Below are 24,451 nucleotides of genomic sequence, written 5' to 3'. Positions count from 1 at the left end.
CTTATGGTTTTTGCTTCTCTTTGTCTAATGAAGAGTCTAATGAAGAGCCAGAGGCTGAATCTGATACAGAGTCAGAAGAAGCAGCTGACAGAGAAGGTGATGATACTTCATCTGATGCAGCAGCCAACTTTTCCTGCGCTACCGGCGCCTTTTCGGGTACTGAAGCCGCCTGTCCGTTTTCATCGCCTGCCGACTTTTCATAGGGACGGGTCACCATTTTTGCCGCATCCTGCAATGATTTTAACGACTCGGCCACTTCAGGACTTAAATCCTTTAAGTTAGACTGTTCGGCTTTTTTCAAATTCTCATGCAACTCTTGAATACGTAGCTCTTCCGTTAATTCAGATTTGACGTTGTCACTGAACTTACGTACCCCGGCAATCCAGGAACGCACGGTGCGGATAGCCACAGGCAAACGCTCCGGCCCCAACACCACCAAACCGATAATCGCAATCAGTATTAATTCCCAAAAGCCAACATCAAACATTGATTAAGCCTGATCTTTTTCTTTTTCGGCCGAGGTTTTCACCTGATCTTCAGATGCCGCCGACTTATCTGCCAGTGCGTCAGTGGATTTTTCACCTTCTTCAGACACCGCCTTTTTAAACCCCTTCACGGCAGAGCCCAGGTCTGTTCCCATGTTACGTAACTTTTTAGTACCAAATAATAAAATTACAATTACCGCTATGATTAATAATTGCCAAATACTGATGCCAGCCATAAAAAACTCCTATAATCTATATGGGATCATTATAAGGTTTCAGCCGTAAAAAGCACCCTTTGAATAAGCTTATTTATGAGGTAAAACAAACTTTGAGTAAAAGATTAATCAAAAAGCCGTTTCCGATTTTTTATGCCGTTATTTTCATTTTTACTGTCACCTCTTTTAAGACAATAGCAAATAATAATTCATCCGAAATAAACAAAAAGCTTCCCGACAGGGATTACCAGGCTCCGGCAGAAGAAAGCGATCAAGATTTACCGCCGGCCGACGACTGGATGCACAGTTTTCACGATACTATCTCCAACTCGGTATACCAGAGTGCGGTATGGTTTGACGGCTTTTTCAGCCATGATGACAGCCAGGAGCAAACACCCCAGACAACCGCCAGGATCCGCCTGGCCTGGGAACCGAGAAGCAGAGACCTGGCAGAATTTGACACCCGTTTCAGGGTGAAAGTGAAATTGCCCCATTTTAAAAACAAACTTGACCTTATCCTCTCCGATGACAGTGACGATGAATTAAGTCAGTTGCCGCTGGAAACCAGCATCAAGGCCAAATCTGAAATAAATGATGAACCTTTTGCCGCCGCGGTGCGCTTAATACACACCAATACGACTGAGAAATTTACCGATACCCGGCTGGGTTTGTCCGGTGGCGATATCTTTTTAAAGTCCCGCCACAGAAGCCGTTATAGCTGGCAAGATGTTCATGGTTTTAAGATAGAGCCCTCGGTATTTTATTTCCTTGATGACGGTCTCGGCGCCCGTTTATTGCTGGAATACGATTACCAGCTTAATGAAAAAGAACAATTCAGGATCAATTACAGCATCAGGGGCTCGGAATCCTATAGCGGCATCCGCTGGAAACACGGCTTTTATCATTTACAGCAAATAGCCAATGACCGCGCCGCCGTACTCGGCCTGCTGGTGGAAGGGGAAAGAAACGGCGAAAACGGCTTTTTAATCGATAATTATACCCTGAGTTACCGCTATCGTTTCAATGCCCTGAGAGAGTGGCTGTTTTTCGACATCGAACCTTTTATCGAATGGCCTGAAGAGGTGGATCATAAAACCACCCCGGGCATCGCCTTAAGGGTGGAAGGCTATTTCTCCAAAAAATAAGTTTTAAAAAATAGATTCTAAAAAATAAACAGGGGAGCCGCTAACAAGCTCCCTGGCCATTAACTGCCCAGTGGTTATGTTTAGGCGTAATGTTTGTTATCGTCTTCAGACGAGTCATCCCTGACGATCTTGACCGGGCGATTGAGATAATATCCCTGGCCGAATTCACAGCCGGCGGCATGCAATTTCTGCAGGGTATCTTCATTTTCTATGCCTTCCGCCACCAGGCGATAACCAAAGTCTTGTCCTAACTCATGCAAAGCCCGTATCACCGACAAATTCTTTTCATTGTTTTTCAATGAACGGACAAAACTGCGATCGAGTTTAATGATCTCAAACGGGTAGCTATATAAAAAGTTCAGGGAAGACAAACCGGCGCCATAATCATCCAAAGCCAATTTCACCCCAAGGGCCTTTAATTTTCTTAAGCCCTTAAGCGCCTGTTCATTATGCTGCTCAAAAGCAGATTCGTTAAACTCCAAGATCAAGCGCTGCGGCAGTACTATATTTTTTCTTATGTTATCAATAAGTTTAGACAGCTGACTCACCTGGGTTAAGTGCCTGCCGGAAAGGTTGACGGCAATAAAAGCATTATCGAATTCACTGCCATATTGCCAGCTTAGCAACTGACGGGACACTTCCTCAATCACCCAGTTTTCAATTTCCAGTATCATGCCGGTTTCTTCCGCCATAAACAGGAATTCACTCGGCGTCAGCAGGCCTTTTTTCGGATGCTGCCAACGCAACAGGGCTTCAAAACCTATGATCTGACTGCATTCAAGGTTAGAAATCTTCTGGTAATGCAGTTCAAACTGCTGCTGGTTTATGGCGACCCTCAGCTCCTGCTCCAGGGTCATACTGGCCAGTAACTGCTCGCGCATACTTTCGTCAAAAAAGACATAGCGACCGCGGCCCAGGCTCTTGGCCTGATACATGGCGGCATCGGCATCACGCAGGATTTCATTGGCGTCCTGGTAGTGATGATGGCAAAGGGAAATACCGATACTGGCACTGGAATGTAGAATTTGCCCGTCAAGCTCAAAGGGCTGGGCAATACGTTCAATAATACGGGTTGCGATATCTTCAACATCGTCCTGGGACTGGATCGCATCCAGCAACACCACAAATTCATCCCCCCCCAGCCGGGCCAGGACATCATTTTCCCGGACACACTCTTTTAGCCGGGCGGCTATCTCAACCAGGAATAAATCACCGGTATGATGGCCCAAGGTATCATTAATTAACTTGAAGCGATCAAGATCGATAAATAATACCGAAAACTTATAGGCGGGATGGCGTTTCAAATGCCGTATGGCATAGGTAAGCCGATCGGAAAACATCGCCCGGTTGGCCAGCTTGGTCAAGGCATCATGATGGGCATCGTAATATAACTGGCTTTCCGCTTTACGCCTTTCTTCGATTTGCATGCGCAAATTAAGATTGCTCGCCTGCAGCTCCTGCGTCCTGTCATTCACCAGGCGCTCCAGTTCGGCTTTATGCTCGAGGTTTTTGGTCAAATCCCGTTTGCGTAATATGGCCGTAGCGATATGCTGTCCGACAAAGCGGATCAGCTCCATATCCGATTCTTGATAGGCATTTTCGTTATGATAATCCTGGATCGCCAACACGCCAAAAATTTTATCCTGCTCCATCAGCGGTGCCGCCAGCCAGGATTTAGGCAGGCGTCCATGGGTCCCCGAATAAGCAAAAGGCTCTGATTGCTGTTTATTTTGCTCCGATAAGGCATGGAGCTGCCCCGATGATATCAGGACAGGACAGGCTTTATTCAACACCATTTCTGTTAAGCCGCCGGCCAGCTTTCTCGATTTAGGCGCCGCCTTAAACTCATCGATATAATAGGGAAAGTTCAAGCGAACCTTATCTTCACAAAGCAAGGCAATATAAAAGTTGTCGGCATTAATCAGCCCTTTCACTTCACTATGGAGCAGCTGGTAAAAAATATCTATCTCATGGGTGCCGGCGGTGATTTCCGACATCGCCAGCAAGGCCTGGTGCATTTTTACCGCTTTTTGCCGCTCGGCAATTTCCCGCTGCAGTTCTAAATTGGTCTGGATTAGCTTGCCGGTCCTGCGCTTGATACTCAGTTCCAACAGTTCCCGGCGATTTATCCGGTCGATGGCCGTCACCAGATGCTCGGAAATAAACTGCAGCAGCTGATTATCCCGCTCGGCGAAAAAGCTGCCGGGCTGATAACTTTGCAATGCGATCACCCCGATCACTTCCCGGCCGCGCATTAACGGCACACCAAGCCAATCGATACAGGCCGACTCAAACGCCTGGATTTTTCCGGATGTTTTGAGCTGCTCCATTTGCCCGACATTCACATGTAAAGGGCCCTCCTGGTTGAACACCCGCTGGCTTAAACAATCGGGTGAAAGCCCGGCAGGTTTGGCCGAAGAGGTTTCGGGACTATGGGCATACGCCAGGGTCAGACGGTTATCGGCATCCGACAAACAGATATGGAAATATTCGCTGGCCAATAAAGAGCGGATAAGGGAAACCAGAGACGGGTAAAAACTTTCCATCTCGGTAACGGTACTGGCCAGTTCCGACAGCTGCAATAGCCCGGACTGGATGTTTTTAACATGCCGGTACTTCTTTAGTAATGACTTAAGTTTTGGAAGTTGGCGCAGGGCGCGCAAGTCATCTTTTTCCTCGGATTCTCTCAAGGACTGCTCATTTTTGTTATTAGTATTATTTTTAAGCGATTAGTCTATCAAATTATGCTGCTATTGCCAGCGCAAAGTGAAATTAATCATCCTGTTATTGCAAGAAAAAGTAATACCCGGACGATATTACTTTTTAGCCGGTGTTAATCACGGTTAATGACTTACAGGAGGTAAGTACTTAGCCTGCGCCGAAATCATATACACTGAAAAACTTCCATACTCCGCCGCTCCTATTCATCCCTGAGTTCGTGTCACACAGCCCGTCCAGGGCATAAACCCTGCTCCTGTAAATCCATTTACTCGCAGGATAAATACTTCCATGTATAAAAAAACCGGCTAATGCCGGTTTTCTCAAACAAGGTAACAAATTACCCCATGGTACTTTTCAGTTTACCCAAGGCATTCTTTTCCAGCTGTCTGACACGCTCTGCCGAGATCTGGTATTTATCTGCCAGCTCCTGCAAGGTGGATTTGTCTTCATTTAACCAGCGGGTACGGATAATATCCTGGCTACGCTCGTCTAAAGCAACCAGTGCCGTGGATAAACGCTGATTGGCATGATCTTCCCAGTTGGCATCTTCGACGCTGGTGGCCAGATCAGATTGCTTGTCTTCCAGATATTGCGCCGGAGCAAAATTACCGAGGCCGGCGCCGCTGTCGTCGTCATCGGAAGACAATTCAAACGCCTGGTCCTGGTTGCTCATACGAGACTCCATTTCCATGACATCTTTCTCTGTAACCCCGAGAGTATCGGCTACTGTGCTGATTTCTTCATTGCTGAACCAGCCAAGGCGCTTTTTATTTTTACGTAAGTTAAAAAACAATTTCCGCTGGGCTTTGGTGGTAGCGACTTTAACGATACGCCAGTTGCGCAGCACAAACTCATGAATTTCAGCTTTGATCCAGTGAACGGCAAAAGATACCAGGCGAACACCCACTTCCGGGTTAAAGCGCTTAACCGCTTTCATCAAACCGACATTGCCTTCCTGCACCAGATCCGCCTGCGGCAAGCCATAACCGGCATAACCTTTGGCGATATGAATAACGAAGCGTAAATGCGACATGATCAGCTCCTGGGCTGCATGCAGGTCATTACTTTCATAAAGACGAGTTGCCAGCTCATGCTCACGTTCAGCGCTGAGCATAGGTATGCTATACGCCGACTGCATGTATGCTTCAATGCTGCCGCTTTGAGGGACGGTCAGTGCCATTGATTGCGTTATGTTACTCATCAAAAAACTCCATTACTATTATTCACTCGCGATTTTAACACGCTTTATATTACCTGGCGAGTATTGTAGGACAACATTACCCCAGCCAACAGGACAAAACAATGCCAAATGACATAATAATGAGAAACAGAGAGTAAAAAAATGTTTGATTTTGTAACAGGGCGGTCGCGAAAGGATCCCTTAACGGATCCTTTTGCATCTTTGAAAAGGATCAGTCGGCGGTGGGCTCGATCTCTTTAATATGCTGACGCACCGAGATATAACTGCCGATCAGCCCCAATAACACCGCATAAAGGATCAACACAGATCCTTCACTGAAAGATAAGCCCGTTAACACAAAGCTGCTGTGGTAAAGCTGGGTCAGTTTAAAGATCGCCCCCGAGAGGTATTCTGCCAAAGCGGCCACGGCAATACAGGCAAAGAGGCCACCGAAAATACCATACCAGATACCGCAATATAAAAACGGCCGTTGAATAAAACTGTCGGTAGCCCCTACCAGCTTCATCACCGCGATCGCATCTTTTTGCTGCATAATTGCCAACCGTATGGTGTTGCCGATGATCAGCACCACAGACAGGCACAGCAGTACCGCGACCCCGATCACTATATCTTCCACCAGCTGCGCCATGGCTTCAAGCCGTGACAACCATTCTAAATCCAGCTTGCCCAGCTCTACTTCCCGCTCCTGCTCCAGCTTCGCCAACAGCTCTCTGGCCGCCTGGGTCTGTGCCGCCCGTTTTGTCGGCGTCACCAGCACGGTTGCCGGCAGGGGATTCGTATCCAGATAATCCAGCGCCTGGCCAAACCCGGACAGGGATTTAAACTCGGTTAAGGCATCCGTGGCGGAAATATACTGCACCTGGGCAATCTCGGGATACAGCTTAAGCCGTTGCACCAGGTTTTTCGCCGCCTTATCGTCTACCGAAAGCTTTAAGAACAAACTTATTTCGGAGGCCGAATCCCATTGCTCGGTAACCACTTTCGAGTTTTTAACAAATAAATGTAAGGTCGCCGGCAGGGTCAAACTGATCCCGAGCACCAACACCGTCATCACCGATGACAGCGGGGTCCGCCATAAGTCTCCCAAACTGCCTATGGCTTGCTGCAAATGCCGCAGCGGCAACACATATAAAAGCCGCAGCAAAGGTGATTGTCGGCTATTGGCCATCTCTGTGCGCTCAGACATCGGCAGCTCCCGTCTCGGCGGTGGTTAAGCCATCAACAATACCGTCGGTGATCATAGTGCCGCTTTTCAGGGTCAAGGTACGATACTTCATCCGGGCGATTAGGCCCAAATCATGGGTGGCGATTAATACCGAAATACCCAAGGCATTAAACTCCTCAAATAACCTTATAATATCTAAAGATAATTTAGGATCCAGGTTGCCGGTAGGTTCATCCGCCAGCAATATCGGCGGTTTGTTGACTATGGCACGGGCAATCCCCACCCTTTGCTGTTCGCCGCCGGACAACATATAAGGGAAACAGCGCAGTTTAGCGCTCAGGTGCACCTTATCCAGGGCAGCTTCCACCCTATGGCTGATTTCTTTCTGGCTGTATCCCTCGATAACCAAAGGTAAGGCAACATTATCAAAAACGGTGCGATCCATGAGCAGGTTATGGTTCTGGAAGATCATGCCGATACCCCGGCGCACAAAAGGTATTTGCCGGTATTTGATGCTGGACAGCTCAGTACCGTTAATCTCTATGCTGCCGGAAGTCGGGGTTTCCATCAGGCTGATCAGCTTCAACAAAGTACTTTTCCCGGCCCCGGAATGACCGGTTAAAAAAGCCATTTCACCGGCCTCAAGGGAAAAGCTCACCCTTTTGAGGGCGATATACCCCCCGGGATAGGTTTTATTAACATTGTTAAAGCGGATCATAACGTTTAATACTTAATTCTTTTTGTTATTTAAAATTATGACGATTCGGCTATTACTGCACTGTTCTTTTTGCGTAACTAAGCCAGGCTTTATTTTTCAAAAAGCGCATCGATAAAATCATCACCGTTAAAAGGCCTTAAATCATCTATACCTTCCCCTACGCCAAGATAACGAATGGGCATGGCAAACTTATCGGCGATGGCAAAGACAACCCCGCCTTTGGCTGTACCGTCAAGCTTGGTCAAGGTTAAACCGGTTAAACCAACCGCCTGATCAAACAAGGAAGCCTGGCTCAGGGCATTTTGTCCGGTACCGGCATCCAGGGTCAGCATCACTTCATGGGGCGCGGCAACATCTTGTTTTTTCATGACTCGCACCACCTTTTTCAATTCTTCCATCAGGTGATTTTTATTCTGCAAACGACCTGCGGTATCGGCGATCAAGATATCCGCCCCGCGGGCTTTGGCGGCACTGATGGCATCAAAAATCACCGAGGCGCTGTCTGCACCTGTATGCTGGGCAATCACAGGGATATCGTTACGCTCACCCCAAACCTGCAACTGCTCCACTGCGGCGGCGCGGAAAGTATCGCCGGCAGCCAGCATCACCGACTTGCCCTGGGCCTGGAACTGTTTCGCCAGCTTACCTATGGTGGTGGTTTTACCGACACCATTAACCCCCACCATTAAGATCACATAAGGACCTTGGGTATCCGGAATTTCCAGCGGCTGACTCACCGGTTCGATCACTTTTTTCAGCTCCTGCTTAAGCAAATCGTAAAGCGCTTCCGCATCTTTTAGCTGGCTGCGGCTGGCAGACTCGGTCAGGGAATCGATAATTTTAGTGGTGGTGTCCACCCCGACATCCGCCAGTAACAAGTGAGTTTCTAATTCTTCGAATAATTCATCATCGATCTTTTTGCCACGGAACAAATCAAAGATCCCGCCACCCAGGTTCTGCCGGGTCTTGGTCAGGCTTTGTTTTAATCGGGTGAAAAAGCCGGCTTTTTTAGGTTTGGCCTTTTCGGCTTCCGCTTGTTCTGCTTCGGCTTGTTCCGCCGCCAACCTGTCCGCTTCTGCCTGCTCGGCGGCAATGCGCTCTGCTTCGGCTTGTTCCGCCGCTAACCTGTCCGCTTCCGCCTGCTCGGCAGCAATGCGCTCAGCTTCGGCTTGTTCCGCCGCTAACCTGTCCGCTTCTGCCTGCTCGGCGGCAAGGCGCTCTGCTTCGGCTTTTTCCGCCGCCAACTTATCCGCTTCCGCCTGCTCGGCGGCAAGGCGCTCTGCTTCGGCTTTTTCCGCCGCCAACTTATCCGCTTCTGCCTGCTCAGCGGCAAGGCGTTCTGTTTCGGCTTTTTCCGCCGCCAACTTATCCGCTTCTGCCTGCTCGGCGGCAATTCGCTCAGCTTCGGCTTTTTCCGCCGCTAACCTGTCCGCTTCTGCCTGCTCGGCGGCAAGGCGCTCTGCTTCGGCTTTTTCCGCCGCTAATTTTTCTGCTTCAAGCTCGGCTTCATTTTGCTTTTCTTTCTTCTGGCCACCTAAACCTAACCAGGAAAATAAACCTTTTTTCTTAGACATATAGAATAAATTCAATCATGGCGTATCAATACTATTAGTATTCACGCATCAAACAAGGATAAAATTGCCGGTATAATAGCATCATAAATCAATACGAAAAACAAAAGCTGTCATCAAGATGAATAAACGACCGCAAAAAAGCAAACAAACAGCAGCCAAAGGCAATATTCGCATCATCGCCGGCAAGCACAGGGGCAGAAAATTACCCGTGATCCTGGCGGAAGGCCTGAGACCAACCACAGACAGGGTAAAAGAAACGGTATTTAACTGGCTGATGCCTTATATACAGCAAAGCGTTTGCCTTGACTGCTTTGCCGGTTCCGGCAGTTTAGGCTTTGAAGCCTTGTCCCGAGGGGCTGAGCAGGTCACCTTGCTGGAGCTTAATAAAGCAGCGGCAAACCAGCTAAGGCAAAATCAACAGCTGTTAAAAGCGGAAAATATGCAGATAGTGCATACCGACAGCCTGAGTTATTTACGCGACTTACCGGCTGCCCGCAAAAAAGGAAATGAAACACTATTTGACTTGGTTTTTCTCGACCCGCCTTTTAATAAACAATTGGCCGAGCAAGCGGCAGCTTTATTAAATGCCGGATGCCTGGCAGACAATTGCATTATTTATGTGGAAACCGAGCAAAACAGCAGCCAACAGCTGCCGGCAAACTGGCAGCTGTTAAAAGAAAAAACCGCAGGGCAGGTAAGTTACCGGCTATACCGTTATTGCCCGGAATAAAATAAGACTGTGACACCTAACAGATATCCGGCTATTAATAGCCGGATATCGGCCTTACACTTCAATACCTAAATTGGACAAGCCTTCTTCCATCACCATCTGTTTGGCTTGTTCACAGGTTTTTTTATTTTCCGGGGCCTCTTTGAGGAAATCGAATAACTCATTTTGTGTGGCCACTTCCCATTGCACCAGCGGATGTTGCTCCAGGGCCTCCGGTGCAACAGTGAGCCCTTCATCGCTTTCTTCACCGCTTTCTTCAACTAATTCCTCAACCAACAGCAATTCAACATAGCCATAAACACTGTTGGCGGACAGGCGAGCGACACTGGCAAAGTCGGCACTGTTCTTATCCTGGATCCCCTGGAATACCGACATCAGGGCCATACAAACATCTAAAGCGGGAAATACGCCATAGGTATCAAAATGCTCGGGATTCGGGGTAGCGGCTTCGAGTTTATTCAGCTGCGCCTCAAAATTAATTTTAGTGCGGCTATTTTTATCCAGCCATTGCCACAACAGATCCAGCTGATTGCGCAATAACTTGCCATCGCCAAAATCAACGGCCTGAGAAAACATCTGGTAATTAGGTAACATACGCTCTAATAACGCGGCGCAAAAGGTAACTTGCTGCCACTGGCTTAAGCGGGATAAGGGTAGGTGAATGGCCACAGGAATAAGACTTTTTTATTGATATTTAGGCTATTATATCAAAAATTCCGGCTAAGTGCGCAGCGCGCTAATTTTTCTCCAGCTGCTTTTGCGCATATTCGAAACGTAAGCGATATTCCGTCAATTTACTTTCTAATTCCCCCAGCTCGGTTTCCAGGCGGGAATTTAATTCAAAGTTTTCATCCCTCAGATATTTAATGGTTTCCCTGGCTTTATCGCCATCAGCCTGGAATTTTTCCCGATTTTTCTCCAGCCTTTGCTCAGCTTTTTTCAGGGTATTGTTCAACCCGGAAACTTTTTGTTCAAGCTCATCACATTGCTGTTGATATTGGCTAACTTGCTCATCGCTTTGCTTAAGTTTTGCTATCAACTCCTCTTGCTTGCTTTGCCCGTCACTTAGCTGCAATGCCCATTTATCCTGCTCACTTTGCAACTTCTTCCTTAACCCTGCTAATTCTTCCTGCTGAGATCCCAGCCGGGCATCGGCTTTACCCAGGTTTTCCTTCAAAACCTGTTCGCGCTGCCCGGCATCTTTTAACATCTGTTCAATCTCCCCCGCCTGTTGTTGGAGCTGCTCTTCCCGTTCGGCAATCAGTTGGCTTTGTTGTCTTTTTTCCGCTTGCAAGGCTTCGGCTTCAACGGTGAACTGCTTAATCACGCTATCTTTATTGGTTAAGACACTCTGCAGCTTTTTCAGCTCGGCTGCTTTTAACTGTAAATCTCCGGTGATCTTGTTGTTACTTTTGCTTAACTCAAACAATTCTTGCTGCAGTGCCTGTTGTTGCTCTTTAGCCGACAGCTTATCTTGCCCCGCCGTTGAAACAGCCAAATCCAGTTCACTTTGTGTTTGTGCCAATTGTTTATTCAGCATGTGATTAATTTGGCTTAATTCGGCGACTTGTTGCTGCTGAGCCTCTTGCTGTTCACGGGCAGATTCACTCTCTTGTCTGGCATCTGATTTCACCCGCTCCAGTTCACTGGCGGTTTCATTTAATTCCTGCTGCAGGGAAGAGATTTGCTTATTCTGAATATCTAAAGTAGCCGCTTTGGCTGCATTATCTTTACTGAGTTTACCTTCACTGATTTCAAGGCTGGCTATGGTTTGCTTTTGCTGTTCCAATACTGCCTGAAGCTGCTCTTGATCTTTCTCTTGCTCCAGCTTTTGATCCTGCTTTTGATCTAGTAATGCTTTCTTGCTGCTATCAGCCAAGTCATCATATGTTGCCTCCAGTGATGCAACTTGCTCCTTGAGAGATGATATTTGTGTTTCCAGCACCTGATAATCCGGATGCTGGGCCAACTGCTCACGGCTGATATCTGCTATTTTGATTTCGGGAGGGACTTGTCCGGCAAGTAAAGTGGTGAGCTCTTCTTCCACCTGTACATAAACACTGCCGGCTATCGTTTGTATTTGTTCTGCTAATTCCTTGGGCAGCTTGCGCGAATCCGCCATACCATCCTCATTTCCGGGCTGATTTAACAAGTAATAACTTTAAATTAGCACAGGATTGACCGACTGTTGGTTTTTAGCGGGTAATACTTGTGATCTTGTAGCTACAACGGCGGTCGCCGTTTAGCAGGTAGTCCTGGCGTTCCACCAGATAATTATCGCCAAAACTGTGTTGAAAAATATCCAGCTCAGAACGGCAAAAATTCTGGCAGGCTTTGGCGGCACTACAGATAGGGCAGTGGTTTTCTATCAACAGAAACTCATGGTCATTCACCGACTCCACCGTGGCCATATAACCTTCTTCACAGCGCTGATGAGCTAATGCCGCGACTTTTCCGGCTAAGTCTTCGCATTTATCCAGCAAGGCTTTATATAACACGATGATTTTCTCTTCCCGGGCGCTGATCAGCTTATCCAAACCGCTGTCGCCATAAATGACTTTCACGGAATCAATCAGGTGCAGGGTTAAATCCGCATGACGGTCGGGGAATTTTGCATGGGCCTTGGCGGTGAGTTGCCATAATTTTTTCGGTCTGCCGACCACGGCTCTCTGGGAGAAGGAGGAAACCAGTTCTTGCTTTTCCAGGCGTAACAGATGCTGACGCGCCCCCATACTGGTCATATCCAGGATGTCGGCTAAGCTACCCGAGGTCATGGGCCCCCGGTTTTTTAATTGTGCCAAAATGGCATCAACATTTTTGATCTGTTCCATCAGACTATTATGCCGTGAATATCTGCTTATGTATATTTTTTAGTATATATAAGATGTCAATTAAGAGGCGACATTCGCCTGAATAACGCCTCTTAACCATTACTGACGATAAACGTCAGCTTTATTTTTCTTCAGCGGCGATCGGGCTGATCTGAATGCCGTTGATTTTGTTGTCTGAGCTTTCGTTACGTAATTGCACCAAACGGTTAACCTGGGCAATAGAACCTAACATGGCATGTAAAGGTACGAATAAGCCACGCTTGTGGAAGTCGATAACTTTTTCATCGCTCAGTTCCTGTAATTTCTTCTCGTGAACCGTGTAGATACCTACCAGCTTTTTCTTCTCGCCGCTAACCAGTGACATGTTCAGCTCAAGCTCTTGCAGCAGATCATTATCTACTAATTCCTTGATGAATTTTTCAGAAGCCACTTCATTGTCATATAAACGACCCAGTGATTCCTGAATTTTTTTCAAGAATTCGGTTTCTTCACCTTTGTCATCAAACAAGGCATTTTCTTTGTCTTCACCAACAAAGGCACTGTCCATATCGATACAGGCGGTCAGGGTTTTTTCTTTTTCCGGATCCAGACCTAAGGCAAAAGGCACCATGCCGATGCTTTGCGGAACAAAGATCGCATTCCATTTTTCCTTGCTGTAATACAGGTTTTCGCCGGTTTCTAAGCCTAGCATAGCTACAGAGCGGAAACGGTTAGAGTCGGGATCTTTTACGATAACAACAGGGAAGCTGGTCGCCGCCTGGGCAAACTCAACTGCATTTACCGGTACGATATGCTGGTTAGCAACATGAGATAAATCACGCTTTGCCGCCACTTTTAAATTTTGATGTTGTTCTTTTCTTACTGGAACCATTTTAGCCATGAATAAATCTCTTTCTCTGATCGCTGCAACTGCAGCATATTTTTATAATGTTGCCGATTATAATGGCGACATAGGCCGGCGCTTTCAATGGTCTTTTTCAAATTAACCGGAAAAAATCCGCATTTCTTTGATTAACCCCATTTGTTTTTAAAGAAATTCAGTACAATAACCGGCAAAATTAATTTATATCCCCGCGCCAAATGCTTTAGCGGGCAGGGAAAGATAAAAAGGTAATATACTTTGCTGGCATTATTCGCAGTATCGCTGCTTTGGGCATTTTCTTTCGGTTTAATTAAAGGGGAGCTCACCGGCATCCCCCCGGCACTGGTGGCGTTTATTCGCCTGGGCTTTTGTTTTCTCCTGTTTATGCCGCTGGCATTGATGGCAAAAAAGTATCGGCCTAACCTGCGCCTGGTGCTGCTGGGCAGCATACAGTTTGGCATGATGTATCTCGCCTATATCGCCTCTTATCAGTATTTACCCGGTTACCTGGTGGCGGTTTTTACCATCTTCACCCCCTTATATGTAATGCTTTTCGATGCCCTGCTGACAAAGCGTTTCAACGCCGTGCTGCTGCTACCGGTATTATTATCGATTTTAGCCACCGCCATCATAGTCTTTAAAATGCCGGACTCCGGGCAAGTCGTCACCGGATTTGCGATTTTACAGCTGGCCAATCTGGCGTTTGCTTTTGGCCAGGTGGCTTATAAACATTATTCTGTGACTTTAGACAGCCCGCATAAGGTCAACATGGCGTCCATGTACCTGGGAGCTATGCTGTTAACGGCACTGGCGGCGCTGCCCCAGGCCATAGGCAGCGATATAGTGATCAGCCAGCGCCAATGGGCGGTACTGGTTTATCTCGGGCTGATCGCTTCAGGCCTGGGATTTTTCCTGTGGAACCTGGGGGCCAGACAGGTTTCCGCCCCCTTGCTGGCCATCATGAACAACGCTTATGTCCCGCTGGCGGTCTTGCTGGCCTTGACGCTATTTAATGAAAGCGCCGATATCACCCGGCTGGCCGTAGGCGGGGGCTTGATCATTATCAGCCTGTACTGGGCGCAACAAATCACCCAAAGGCTGGAAAATAAGGTAGACTGAGGACAGGGGATAACAAAGGAGGCAAGAGATGTTGACAACGACTTCACGGGCACTGGCTGTCATTTGCTGGCTATGCGTAATATGCTTGCTTCCCTTTGAACTTAATGCCATGCCGAAAATAAAAATCGTCCATGACCGCAATACCCAGGATTATGCCCGGGTACGCATCACCAATGAAACCCGGGAAGAACTGCTGTGTTATGTCGCTATCAACGGCTATAAGATAAAATTCCGCCTGCCGCCGTTAAACAGTTCGAAATGGTACAAGGCCACAGATACCCGCTTTAATGCCAGTCATTTCAGTACCTGGTGCGACTATATGGAACTCTACCCCCAATACCAGAAAAAACGCTTCTGACCCTTTCATGCCAGGCTGAAATATCAGCACCTGGTGCGACTATATGGAACTCTACCCCCAATACCAAAAAAAACGCTTCTGACCCTTTCATGCCAGGCTCAAATATCAGCACCTGGTGTGACTATATGGGCCTCTTCCCCCAGTACCCAAAAAATCGCTTTTAAGCTTTCATCGCCAAAGTTAGGTTTTATTGGGTTTTGGGGCTGACAAAGTCAAATAGGTGGCTGTTTTCGAGCAGGCTGGCACTGGCGCTGGTTAATACCGCACTCTGGCTGTCTACCCGGGAAACAGTGAAAAACCTCTGTTCATTGGCCGACAATAACGGCAGGCTTTGCCCGTTGGCACCGACCAGCAGCCGATATTTCATCAACCTGAACTCATCCCTGGCCTTTAAACCATGCTTGTTGCCCATATTGATCACCAGCTCGTGCTCTCCCTTGCTGATCACCTGTGCCAGGCTTTGCTGACACCTTAGGGCATCATCGATATCAGTCACCGCACCGTTAATGGTATTGAGCATCATGCGTCCGTAATCGCTGCGCCAAAACAGGCTGTTATAGGTATCTACAGTTTCATGGGCGGCAAATAACCAATCGCTTTCGCCGTGATATTCTTTTTGCATCAGGATACTGCCGCGGATACCGTCGAACAGATAGATCTGCATGGTAAAATTGCGCCTGAGTTTAACGTCATCAAAGAGCAACTGATCTTTGACCTGCTCAAATAAACTGATATCCCGGATAAAACCGAACAAAATAAACTGGCTGGCATATTCCCCCGCCAGATAACGCGCGGTTTCCGCTGCTTCCCGGTAGTCAATTTGCTGCATGCTGTTATGGGGCAGAAAAGCCTGGTTCAGCAACTGGCCGATAGCAACATTTTCCTGCGCCAGCAGCTGCTGCTCAAACCTTTTACTGACATGGCTGCCGATATTAAACATGCCGCCGTTAGCCCCTTGCGCGGCATTAAGCAAAGGCATCTGGGCGATCACCAGGCTTTTACGATATTCATCGCCGGCGCAGCCCATTTGGGGTTCAAAGTCCACCCGAACTTCCACCGTGAGCATATCATCCAGCACAGTTTCACTGAGGATTTCCACCCGCCTGAGCCGCCCTTCGCTGCGGATCGCGGATTTACTGCTTTGCAATAAACCGTCAAGCACAATTTCCTCGGCATTGATATAACTGCTGGCCTGAAACGAAGCATTGGTGATGGCCCTTTTGATTGCCCTGGTGCGCACTTCATCAAAATCAAAACCGGTAACGGCCACTTGCGCGCTACCCTGATACCACTGTCCGCTTGCCGCAAGCGGGAAAATAAAGGGGATAAAAAGAAATAACAATCGCATACACACCGGCCACATAAGTCAGGTTCCTATTCCAGGATGCCGAATAATTTACCCAGCAGGGATTTTTCCTGGTTCGCCTGCTGCTCTCCCTTACCGCTGTATTCGATGCGGGCATTGCCGACCTTAACCGAGCTGATGGAATTATCGCTGTCGATATCACTGGCCCGGATTTGCCCGGAAAAGCGGATATATTCATCGCCGGTATTTAAGGTAAGCCATTTTTCCCCGCTGACAATCAGGTTACCGTTGGGTAAGAGTTCACGCACAGAGACGGTGATATCGCCGGTCAGGGAGTTGTTTTGCTTGGTTTGCGCCGAGCTGTCAAAGGTATTTTCCTGCTCGAATGCGGCGCTTAAATCATTATCCCCCACCTGGATATTACCGGCATTAAAGGTCACCGGCTGCAATTCAAAATGACCGTTTTTATCGGTTTTATAATCCAGCGATTTTTTCGCCGTGGTTTTCTCCTCCAGCCGGATCAGGATCATATCGCCCACCTGATAATGGCTGCTGGGCTGGTACAGGCCTATCGCCCGACGGGGATTAAACAAAGAACCGGTCGGCAGCTGCACCACTTCTATCCGGCTGCCCCTTATCGGCCGGTAGGCGGGCGCATCCGGCATCACTTCTTCGCTTTGTTTTTGCGCCGGTCGCTGACTGACCTTAGGGTTGGTGGGGCTGTCACTGATGATCTCTTTATCCAGTTCGCCGGTAGTGCTACAGGCAAATAACAAACTGTTTAACAGGGCAAGTATAAAAATCCGGTTTTTCATAAGTTTCAGCTCAGGCAGAGTTTGATCTTATTATTGCAGCGCTTTGGACTTGGTTCTGTAGCCTTTTGTTATAACCGGGTAAACAAGTGTCAAAGCTGTAACTGAGTGTAATCTTCATTGACATGCCACTGATATAATTAACAATATTGCTATACCCTTATACAAGCAAGGCACATTTTTGGTGCCCGGGAGGTACAGTGAAAATACCCAACCAACAAGCTTCAGCCCCCGTTAGTCAATCCATGTTTGATAGCGGCTTAAACCAGTTAGAGCAAGTGGCGGATCGGGCACTGGGAGGCCTCAATGATCTGGGGCAGGGCTTTAGCAAACTGTACTCACAGCTGACAGACCCGCAAACACCAGCTTCATCGCCAATCACCCATTTAACGCCCGCCGACCCGAATGATCCCGCCATGGCCAATAATACCGAACATGCTGCAAAAATAGCAGCCGGTGTTGCTGCCAGAACGGCCGCGGCAGCTGCTAAGGATGAGACCAACACGGCTCCCCAAAAAGCAGCTAAAGAGCCTGAAGTGAAAGCGACATCACCGGATGCCGCAACCAATATCCAGCAGCAGATATTGTCGACCCTGGGACTGAACTTCACCGACGCCGAAGGCCTGGATAGCAAAGATATCACTTCTGCCAGTTCGTTAGACGCCTTGCAGGGGGCTTTCCTGTCTTCATTACAGGCCAACCTGTTCAGCGGCAAAGCCCGACAGGCTGAGAACAGTGAAACCGGCACGGACCAGGAACAAACAGCTGGCGGTGAACAGACAGCCCAGGTCGATGGCGACTCCTCACTGATAGACACGCTCAGCGAATTTTCCTTTGGCGATAACGGCCTGGAATTAACCGATGCCTTTGATTCGGTGAATATACTGCAACATATTCCCGTCGTTTCCGGTATTTACCAACAGGTCACCGAACAGGATATGAGCGCCGTAGCCAAATTAACCGGCGGCTTTTTATATGGCGGACCTGTGGGACTCGCCGTATCCGCGGCGGACCTGACCCTGGAAGGCATCACGGGAAATTCCATTAACAATACCGTGATTAATTTTGATTATCGGGGGCTGTTTGACGGCATCACCGACACTGTCCTGGGAGCCGAGACCAGCCAAATAGCCGCAGGCAATAACAAGGAGGTGGCGACAACAGCCCTGTCCGCTGCCGGGCTGTCGTCTTCCGTTTTAGAACGCTTGCCTCAGCTTAACACTGACGCCGGGTAATACTGATACAGAGCTAAGCTGCCATGTCCGGCGTTAAAGCCACGGCTTCCACTGTGGTGTTATCACGCTTTTTTGCCAGCCATAAATAAAATGCCGGCAGCACGAATAAGGTAAATATCGTGCCTATCAGCATACCCGCCACCAAGATAATGCCGATACTGTTACGGGCTTCGGCGCCGGCACCGCTAACCAATACCAGCGGGAAATGCCCCAGCACCGTGGCTGCCGTGGTCATCAGGATAGGGCGCAAACGTGTGGTGGCCGCTTCGGTCACCGCCGCCAGTTTATCCATGCCTTGCTCCTGCATATGGTTGGCAAATTCAACGATCAGGATACCGTTTTTCGCAATCAGGCCGATCAAAGTGATCAAACCTATCTGGGAATAGATATTGATGGTGGTCAGCTCGAGATAAGGCAACAACAAGGCACCGGATAAGGCCAGCGGCACACAGCCGAGCAACACCACCAGGGGGTCGCGGAAACTGTTAAACTGCACCGCCAACACCAGGTAAACAATCAGCAAAGATACCGCCAGCACCGCCAGCAAGGTATTGCCTTCTTTTCTTAGCTGACGCGATTCGCCGGCATAATCCAGGCTGTAGGAAGGCGGTAAGATTTCTGCCGCCGCCGCTTCCAGGGTCGAGAGGGCCTCTTCCTTGGTGGTGCCCGGCAGGACACCGCCATAAATCCGGAACGCCTTTTGTTGCCCGAAAGTGCCTAATTTTCTCGGCCCGGTCAGCCATTTCAGTTCAGCAATGGCAGATACCGGGATCAACTCACCGCCGGGTAATTTCAAGGTCAGGTTTAAGATACTCTCCGGTTTACTGCGCACCTCGTCGCCGACAATAGGGATCACCCGGTACGCCTTGCCGTTGGCATCAAAGCGGTTGACATAATTACTGGAAAGCAAAATACCCAGCTGATCACTTACGGTCGAAATATTCATGCCGAGATCGGCTATTTTTTCCCGGTTCAGTTTTAATTCGATTTGCGGCAAATCTATTTTCAGATCGGTATCGGCAAAAAGAAATTTACCGCTCTGGAAGGCGGCGCCCACCAGCTGGTCGGCATAAAGCTTCATTTTTTCATAGGGGTCGCTGGATTTAACCACCAGTTCAATTTCAAACTGGCCGGCAGTCGGCAAAGAGCCCGGCAATATCGGCAGTAAATCCAGACCGGCAATGCCGGATAAACGGCCGTAAACTTCCGGCAGTTTTTCCTGCGGGCTGAAATCCCGCTCATCGCTGGGCACCAGTTCCAGTCCGCCGAAACCTCCGGAATTCTGTACGATTTGCCACATATGGGTACCGCCTTCCACCTCAAGCAGGTCTGAGACCACCTGCTGCATTTCGCCGACATTGTAGCTCAGGGAAGACTCGGGCGGCGCCTGTACCACGACATTAATACTGCTTTGATCTTCAATCGGCGCCAATTCTTTTGCCGAAAACAGATAAAACGGGATCACCATCAGGGAGACCACCAGGGCCACCAGGAAAATCTGTCCCTGCCAGTGGAATGCCCGGGCCAGTATGGCAGCATATTTCACCTGCACCCGTTCGAAAATGCCGTTAACCTTGGCGGTTAACCAGCCTTCTTCCCCACCTTTGGGAGAGACATAAGCACTCATGATCGGCGACAACGTCACCGCTACCACCCCGGAAATGATCACGGCGATTGCCAGGGTAAAGGCAAATTCCTTAAACAAGACCCCGGTTAAGCCGGATAAAAAGCCTATCGGGGCGTAAACGGCGGCCAAGGTCAGGGTCATGGCAATAATAGGCACCAACAGCTGGCGTGAGCTGAGCAACGCCGCCCGGGTCCGTGACATGCCCTGGCGCATAAAGCGGGCAACATTTTCCACCACGACGATAGCATCGTCCACCACTAAACCGACAGACAATACGATGGCCAGCACGGTTAACAGGTTTAATGAAAAACCCATCGCCGACATCGCGGCTACCGCCCCTAAAATAGAAATAGGAATAGTGACCAAAGGCACCAGGGCGCTTCTGAACGAGCCCATCAGCATAAGTACTACCAGGCCCACCAGCACCACGGTTTCAGTCAGGGTGGAAAAGATTTCTTTTAAGGCATCGCGCATATACAGGGTGCCGTCATAGGCAAAGTCAATCATCATACCCGACGGCAAAGAGGCATTAACTTCATCCAGCACCTGGTACAAACGGTCGCCGATGGCAATTTCATTGGCGCCGGGCAGGGGCCATACGGAAATATATACGGTATCTTCTTTATCCAGACGTGCGGTTACGCTGGCTTCTTCCGCCCCCAACTCCACTTTGGCCACGTCTTTAAGATAAATCACCGCATTATCGATTTTTTTCACCACCAGGCGTTCAAATTCACTGACTTTCGATAACTGGCTGTTGGCAATAATATCAATGCGCTGGCGGTTGTTTTCACTGTAACCTAAGGTGGCAATGGTATTATTGGCCGCCAGGGCGTTATAAACTTCTTCGGCACTGAGGTTAAACACCGACAGGCGCTCGGCATCAAGCCACACCCGCATCGCCGGGGTCCTGCCCCCTTCAATGCCCACTCTTTGCACCCCTTCGATACCATTGATAATAGGATTCACCTGACGGGTAAGATAATCCGTCAGCTCGGAGCGGCTGATATCTTTGGCATGGACATTAAGGTAGAAAACCGCAAACGGCCGGTCGGTACGGCTCACCGACACCACGGGATCTTCCGCCCCCGGCGGTAACTCGAAACGTATCTGACTTAATCTCGCATTGAGCTCAGCCAAGGCATGAGTGCTGTTTTCATTGAGTTTCAACCAGGCGGTCACGGTACTATGTCCTGAGTTGGTAACGGAGTCGACATATTCCACCCCGGGCACGCTGGCGGCAACCCTTTCTATCGGCTCACTGACAAAGCCCTGTACCACACTGGCTGAAGCGCCGGTATAGTTAGTGCTGATCACCAGGGAAGAGCTTTCAATTTTTGGAAACTGCAGCACCGGGATCTTGGTCACCGCCCACAGGCCCGCCAGACAGATGATAATCGACAATACCAGAGCGACCACGGGACGGTGGACAAAAATATCCATAACCGAGTTTTTTTCCTGCCCCGGCTGATTAACTTGCAACATAAAGTATCTCCCGGGGCTTATGAGGCGGTATCGGCGGCGTTTGTTTCAGCATTTTCATCTGTGATAAAAACCTTAAGGCCGGGCCTGAGTTTAAATGCTCCCTTAGTCGCAATAAGGGTATCCGGTGCCAGACCGTCTGTTACCATGACCTGATCGCCGCGGCGATCCCCCAGCATCACTTTCTGGCGCTTGGCCCGGTAGCTGTTATTGCCTTCATCTTCTAACACAAAAACATATTCTCCCAGGTGATCCCGGGTAATGGCAAGGTCAGAAATCGCCACCAGGTCACGGGCCTTTGCCACCGGTGCTGCAACAGTCACTAAAGTATTAGGCTTTAAAAAACCCGTAGCTTTGGCAAATTGTGCCCGGTACTTCAGTTGCCTTGAACTGCTGGACAGTTGGGGATCGACAGCAATAATTTCCGCCTGAAAAACCTGGCTGTTATCGGCTATGGTGCTGATTTCAACTTGGGTGCCCAAGGCTAATTCGCCATAAGTCTGAGGCAAGCTAAAGTCGACCCAGGTATAGTCATAAACCCCAATCAATTTAGTGATAGTAGTATTGCTGTCAAGATATTGCCCCACTTCCAGGTTATGAATACCGACATGGGCGGTAAAAGGGGCACTAATTTGTTTCTTACGAATATTGGCCTGTAATACCGCCAATTCAGATTGAGCGATCTCAACGTCAGCCCTGGCCTGATCCACCAGTTCATCACTGATTTCATTATTTTTTTGCAGTCTCAGGTAACGTTTGTAGGTGTGGCGGTTTAATTCCAGGCGTGCTTTTACCCCGATCACCCGGGCGCTTTCTTCACTGTGATCCAGCTCCAACAACAAATCACCGGCCTCTACCCGGCTGCCGGAGACCAGGTTAAGCTTGCTGATTTTACCCGCCAGTTCATTATTTAGCTCCAGCTGCTTATAAGCCTGTACTTCCCCGCTGACCTTAGTGCTTGCCTGATAACTTACTGTTTGAACAAGCTCGGCAAGCACAGTTGCCGACGGTTCCGGCATGCCTTGTCCCTGTTGTGCCCGGGCCGTGTTCAGCGACTCTTTATAACCAAATATACCTGCCACGCCGAGCAGCAAGATAACCAGGGTAATAACCCAGCGACTAATATTCATATTTCTTCTACCTCGGATAAAACTTAAAATTGCTTAGCTAAAACTTGTTACCTGAAGCCAATGTCTTCAAGCAAACGGCAGGCCTTTTCTATTCCCTGCTGCGTCAAGGGTTGCTGCCACTCATAGGCATTTAATATTCTTTTCAGACCGCGAACATGGGGGGCATCCGGCGCTATCGCCACAATCGCCCCGCCGGCAGCGGCATTATCCCCCTGCAATAAACTCTGGTGCTGGCGTACCAGCTGGAAATAGCCCGCGGTTAACGACCACAGCAGCAAACCGATTTCCTCTACCGCTTCCATGCCGCTGATAAACTCACCGCTTTGGGCAGCATTCGAAAAAAGCAGATCAAACTCCTGTTCGATTTTTTTGCTGTTGTTTCTCATGCGATCAAGCCACATGGGGGAGCCGCGCTTTAATAACGCCGCACTGCTCACCAGGTTATCCAGCTGGCCTTCAAAACTGTAGGTTTGTACCTTGCTGCGGTCGATAAGATTAGTAGCAATAATCTTTTCCGGTATTGTCAGCGGCAAGGTCAACACTGTGTGGTACATGGCCGCTTCATTGGCATACATATTGGCTGCCAGGGCAACCAGCACATCTTCTTTACTTTGTACATGTTTATAGATCGAGCCCATGGACAGTCCGGCACCTTTGGCAATGGCAGACATAGTAAAATCAAGTAGCGAGCTGTTTTCAATGCTTTTTTCTGCTGCATCCAGGATCATTTGCTCTTGTTCCTGCATGCTGAATTTAGGGGCGGGCGCCATATTTACACCTATAGTGAACTACATTCGAACATTATTCGAATGAGATTATAAATGCAGTTAGCACTTAGGGTCAAGCGTATACCGGTACAAAAAACAAACAGCATTGCGGCAGGGCATTTTTTCACCTAAACCGCTAACAGCGAGCTTTTTAAAACCTATAATAAAGACACAGCTTGCGTTAAAGCCGTCTTTCATATGCCTAGCTTTACCATGAAAGTGAATATTTTACTTATCGGAGTACTGATCATCGCAACCCCGGCTGACACCAGCGATCTCTATCGAGTAGACAGGCAACAAATGGTAGACACTATCACTTATGAAGTTGCCGAAACCGCTAGCTATACCGGCAGGGAAGTTTTAGCTGCCAACGTGATACGGGCTTTACTTACCGTACCCAGACACGAATTCGTACCTTTTCTGATGCGCCAACAGGCTTATATCAACAGTCCGTTGCCGATAGGCCATAACCAGACCATTTCCCAACCTTATATCGTTGCCATCATGACAGAGCTGATCGACCCGCAGCCGGATCACAAGGTATTGGAAATAGGCACCGGCTCGGGCTACCAGGCGGCAATATTATCCCGCCTGGTTAACCAGGTTTATACCATAGAGATCATTGCCGAACTGGCAATAGCGGCGAAAAAGACCCTGGCACGGCTGGAATATAATAACGTTTATGTACGTGCAGGAGACGGTTATCTCGGCTGGCCGGAGCAGGCGCCGTTCGACAGCATAATCGTCACCGCCGGCGGCGAAATTCCTGAGCAGTTACTGATGCAGTTAAAACCCGGCGGCACTATGATCATTCCCGTAGGCGGTTTCTATGAAACCCAGTATCTGACCCTGATCACTAAAGATGATGAAGGGAAAATATTCAAACGCAAAATCCTGCCAGTGCGCTTTGTACCTTTAATCAACAGCCGGCAACGGGATTAATTGCCCCCGCCTTCCTGGAAGTATTT

22 protein-coding genes are annotated in these 24,451 nt (G+C 48.7%); 6 read left to right on the top strand and 16 right to left on the bottom strand.

Annotated elements, in window-relative coordinates:
- Position 1: 1 nt before the first annotated feature.
- Positions 2 to 487, bottom strand: coding sequence for a Sec-independent protein translocase protein TatB (gene tatB, locus QL234_RS17750; RefSeq protein WP_281559144.1), 486 nt, complete (start codon positions 485 to 487; stop codon positions 2 to 4).
- 3 nt (positions 488 to 490) lie between these two features.
- Complete coding sequence (tatA, locus tag QL234_RS17745; RefSeq protein ID WP_281559143.1) at positions 491 to 721, bottom strand: Sec-independent protein translocase subunit TatA; 231 nt, start codon at positions 719 to 721, stop codon at positions 491 to 493.
- A 92-nt stretch (positions 722 to 813) separates the two neighbouring features.
- On the opposite strand from tatA, the gene QL234_RS17740 reads away from it, so the two are divergent.
- Complete coding sequence (locus QL234_RS17740; protein ID WP_281559142.1) at positions 814 to 1,845, top strand: hypothetical protein; 1,032 nt, start codon at positions 814 to 816, stop codon at positions 1,843 to 1,845.
- An 80-nt stretch (positions 1,846 to 1,925) separates the two neighbouring features.
- Here the strand turns inward: QL234_RS17740 and QL234_RS17735 are convergent, their stop codons facing one another.
- From QL234_RS17735 to ftsY, 5 genes are all read right to left on the bottom strand, one after another.
- Entirely contained in the window at positions 1,926 to 4,535 is a 2,610-nt protein-coding gene (locus QL234_RS17735; protein ID WP_281559141.1) for an EAL domain-containing protein, read from the bottom strand.
- Positions 4,536 to 4,903: 368 nt separating this feature from the next.
- On the bottom strand, positions 4,904 to 5,767 hold the full coding sequence (gene rpoH / locus QL234_RS17730; RefSeq protein ID WP_281559140.1) for an RNA polymerase sigma factor RpoH: 864 nt from the start codon (positions 5,765 to 5,767) through the stop codon (positions 4,904 to 4,906).
- Positions 5,768 to 5,978: 211 nt separating this feature from the next.
- On the bottom strand, positions 5,979 to 6,953 hold the full coding sequence (gene ftsX, locus QL234_RS17725; RefSeq protein WP_281559139.1) for a permease-like cell division protein FtsX: 975 nt from the start codon (positions 6,951 to 6,953) through the stop codon (positions 5,979 to 5,981).
- The gene (gene ftsE, locus QL234_RS17720; protein ID WP_281559138.1) at positions 6,946 to 7,650 is read right to left on the bottom strand and encodes a cell division ATP-binding protein FtsE; all 705 of its coding nucleotides are present in this window, start codon (positions 7,648 to 7,650) and stop codon (positions 6,946 to 6,948) included. The genes ftsX and ftsE overlap by 8 nt, the downstream gene beginning before the upstream one ends.
- 89 nt (positions 7,651 to 7,739) lie before the next feature.
- On the bottom strand, positions 7,740 to 9,224 hold the full coding sequence (ftsY, locus tag QL234_RS17715; RefSeq protein ID WP_281559137.1) for a signal recognition particle-docking protein FtsY: 1,485 nt from the start codon (positions 9,222 to 9,224) through the stop codon (positions 7,740 to 7,742).
- Between the two features lie 118 nt (positions 9,225 to 9,342).
- Between ftsY and rsmD the strand changes: the two genes are divergently transcribed.
- Complete coding sequence (gene rsmD, locus QL234_RS17710; protein ID WP_281559136.1) at positions 9,343 to 9,954, top strand: 16S rRNA (guanine(966)-N(2))-methyltransferase RsmD; 612 nt, start codon at positions 9,343 to 9,345, stop codon at positions 9,952 to 9,954.
- A gap of 54 nt (positions 9,955 to 10,008) precedes the next feature.
- On the opposite strand, the gene QL234_RS17705 is transcribed toward rsmD, so the two are convergent.
- The 4 genes from QL234_RS17705 to QL234_RS17690 all read right to left on the bottom strand — a co-directional run bounded on the left by QL234_RS17705 (position 10,009) and on the right by QL234_RS17690 (position 13,665).
- Positions 10,009 to 10,623 carry a YjaG family protein gene (locus QL234_RS17705; protein ID WP_281559135.1) on the bottom strand — a complete coding sequence of 205 codons (615 nt, stop codon included), beginning with the start codon at positions 10,621 to 10,623 and terminating at the stop codon, positions 10,009 to 10,011.
- Positions 10,624 to 10,690: 67 nt separating this feature from the next.
- Positions 10,691 to 12,076 carry a hypothetical protein gene (locus tag QL234_RS17700; RefSeq protein WP_281559134.1) on the bottom strand — a complete coding sequence of 462 codons (1,386 nt, stop codon included), beginning with the start codon at positions 12,074 to 12,076 and terminating at the stop codon, positions 10,691 to 10,693.
- A 73-nt stretch (positions 12,077 to 12,149) separates the two neighbouring features.
- The gene (locus QL234_RS17695; protein WP_281559133.1) at positions 12,150 to 12,785 is read right to left on the bottom strand and encodes a metalloregulator ArsR/SmtB family transcription factor; all 636 of its coding nucleotides are present in this window, start codon (positions 12,783 to 12,785) and stop codon (positions 12,150 to 12,152) included.
- Between the two features lie 121 nt (positions 12,786 to 12,906).
- The gene (locus QL234_RS17690) at positions 12,907 to 13,665 is read right to left on the bottom strand and encodes a SapC family protein (protein ID WP_281559132.1); all 759 of its coding nucleotides are present in this window, start codon (positions 13,663 to 13,665) and stop codon (positions 12,907 to 12,909) included.
- 240 nt (positions 13,666 to 13,905) lie between these two features.
- Here QL234_RS17690 and QL234_RS17685 point away from each other — a divergent pair, with 240 nt between their 5' ends.
- The gene (locus tag QL234_RS17685) at positions 13,906 to 14,766 is read left to right on the top strand and encodes an EamA family transporter (protein WP_281559131.1); all 861 of its coding nucleotides are present in this window, start codon (positions 13,906 to 13,908) and stop codon (positions 14,764 to 14,766) included.
- 28 nt (positions 14,767 to 14,794) lie between these two features.
- Positions 14,795 to 15,124: a hypothetical protein gene (locus QL234_RS17680; RefSeq protein WP_281559130.1), complete on the top strand. Its 330-nt coding sequence runs from the start codon at positions 14,795 to 14,797 to the stop codon at positions 15,122 to 15,124.
- A 187-nt stretch (positions 15,125 to 15,311) separates the two neighbouring features.
- Here QL234_RS17680 and QL234_RS17675 read toward each other — a convergent pair whose 3' ends face one another.
- A complete protein-coding gene (locus QL234_RS17675; RefSeq protein WP_281559129.1) occupies positions 15,312 to 16,472 on the bottom strand; it encodes a flagellar assembly protein T N-terminal domain-containing protein in 1,161 nt (386 codons plus the stop codon).
- 26 nt (positions 16,473 to 16,498) lie between these two features.
- The gene (locus QL234_RS17670) at positions 16,499 to 17,245 is read right to left on the bottom strand and encodes a flagellar basal body L-ring protein FlgH (protein ID WP_281559128.1); all 747 of its coding nucleotides are present in this window, start codon (positions 17,243 to 17,245) and stop codon (positions 16,499 to 16,501) included.
- Between the two features lie 197 nt (positions 17,246 to 17,442).
- On the opposite strand from QL234_RS17670, the gene QL234_RS17665 reads away from it, so the two are divergent.
- Positions 17,443 to 18,477 carry a hypothetical protein gene (locus tag QL234_RS17665; protein WP_281559127.1) on the top strand — a complete coding sequence of 345 codons (1,035 nt, stop codon included), beginning with the start codon at positions 17,443 to 17,445 and terminating at the stop codon, positions 18,475 to 18,477.
- Between the two features lie 13 nt (positions 18,478 to 18,490).
- On the opposite strand, the gene QL234_RS17660 is transcribed toward QL234_RS17665, so the two are convergent.
- The 3 genes from QL234_RS17660 to QL234_RS17650 are packed head-to-tail and all read right to left on the bottom strand — an operon-like array spanning position 18,491 to position 23,486.
- Positions 18,491 to 21,589, bottom strand: a complete 3,099-nt coding sequence (locus tag QL234_RS17660) for an efflux RND transporter permease subunit (RefSeq protein WP_281559126.1) — start codon at positions 21,587 to 21,589, stop codon at positions 18,491 to 18,493.
- A gap of 17 nt (positions 21,590 to 21,606) precedes the next feature.
- Positions 21,607 to 22,716 (bottom strand): efflux RND transporter periplasmic adaptor subunit, encoded by a 1,110-nt coding sequence (locus tag QL234_RS17655; protein WP_281559125.1) that lies wholly within the window; start codon positions 22,714 to 22,716, stop codon positions 21,607 to 21,609.
- 47 nt (positions 22,717 to 22,763) lie between these two features.
- Entirely contained in the window at positions 22,764 to 23,486 is a 723-nt protein-coding gene (locus QL234_RS17650) for a TetR/AcrR family transcriptional regulator (RefSeq protein ID WP_281559124.1), read from the bottom strand.
- 195 nt (positions 23,487 to 23,681) lie between these two features.
- On the opposite strand from QL234_RS17650, the gene QL234_RS17645 reads away from it, so the two are divergent.
- Entirely contained in the window at positions 23,682 to 24,425 is a 744-nt protein-coding gene (locus tag QL234_RS17645; RefSeq protein ID WP_281559123.1) for a protein-L-isoaspartate(D-aspartate) O-methyltransferase, read from the top strand.
- The last annotated feature ends 26 nt before the right edge of the window (positions 24,426 to 24,451 follow it).

It is taken from the genome of Thalassomonas sp. RHCl1 (assembly GCF_947387555.1).
Classification (GTDB): domain Bacteria; phylum Pseudomonadota; class Gammaproteobacteria; order Enterobacterales; family Alteromonadaceae; genus Thalassomonas.
The sequence above is the reverse complement of the archived record's forward strand: the minus strand, read 5'-3'. Positions and strand labels throughout refer to the sequence as shown.

Excerpts from the sequence above, each read along its gene's own strand:
- QL234_RS17670 (WP_281559128.1), bottom strand. The coding sequence starts at position 17,245 with ATGAAAAACCGGATTTTTATACTTGCCCTGTTAAACAGTTTGTTATTT.
- QL234_RS17675 (WP_281559129.1), bottom strand. The coding sequence starts at position 16,472 with ATGCGATTGTTATTTCTTTTTATCCCCTTTATTTTCCCGCTTGCGGCA.
- ftsX (WP_281559139.1), bottom strand. The coding sequence starts at position 6,953 with ATGTCTGAGCGCACAGAGATGGCCAATAGCCGACAATCACCTTTGCTG.
- QL234_RS17660 (WP_281559126.1), bottom strand. The coding sequence starts at position 21,589 with ATGTTGCAAGTTAATCAGCCGGGGCAGGAAAAAAACTCGGTTATGGAT.
- rpoH (WP_281559140.1), bottom strand. The coding sequence starts at position 5,767 with ATGAGTAACATAACGCAATCAATGGCACTGACCGTCCCTCAAAGCGGC.
- QL234_RS17680 (WP_281559130.1), top strand. The coding sequence starts at position 14,795 with ATGTTGACAACGACTTCACGGGCACTGGCTGTCATTTGCTGGCTATGC.
- QL234_RS17700 (WP_281559134.1), bottom strand. The coding sequence starts at position 12,076 with ATGGCGGATTCGCGCAAGCTGCCCAAGGAATTAGCAGAACAAATACAA.
- QL234_RS17655 (WP_281559125.1), bottom strand. The coding sequence starts at position 22,716 with ATGAATATTAGTCGCTGGGTTATTACCCTGGTTATCTTGCTGCTCGGC.
- tatB (WP_281559144.1), bottom strand. The coding sequence starts at position 487 with ATGTTTGATGTTGGCTTTTGGGAATTAATACTGATTGCGATTATCGGT.
- ftsE (WP_281559138.1), bottom strand. The coding sequence starts at position 7,650 with ATGATCCGCTTTAACAATGTTAATAAAACCTATCCCGGGGGGTATATC.
- QL234_RS17695 (WP_281559133.1), bottom strand. The coding sequence starts at position 12,785 with ATGGAACAGATCAAAAATGTTGATGCCATTTTGGCACAATTAAAAAAC.
- QL234_RS17650 (WP_281559124.1), bottom strand. The coding sequence starts at position 23,486 with ATGGCGCCCGCCCCTAAATTCAGCATGCAGGAACAAGAGCAAATGATC.
- QL234_RS17645 (WP_281559123.1), top strand. The coding sequence starts at position 23,682 with ATGCCTAGCTTTACCATGAAAGTGAATATTTTACTTATCGGAGTACTG.
- rsmD (WP_281559136.1), top strand. The coding sequence starts at position 9,343 with ATGAATAAACGACCGCAAAAAAGCAAACAAACAGCAGCCAAAGGCAAT.
- tatA (WP_281559143.1), bottom strand. The coding sequence starts at position 721 with ATGGCTGGCATCAGTATTTGGCAATTATTAATCATAGCGGTAATTGTA.
- QL234_RS17690 (WP_281559132.1), bottom strand. The coding sequence starts at position 13,665 with ATGGCTAAAATGGTTCCAGTAAGAAAAGAACAACATCAAAATTTAAAA.
- ftsY (WP_281559137.1), bottom strand. The coding sequence starts at position 9,224 with ATGTCTAAGAAAAAAGGTTTATTTTCCTGGTTAGGTTTAGGTGGCCAG.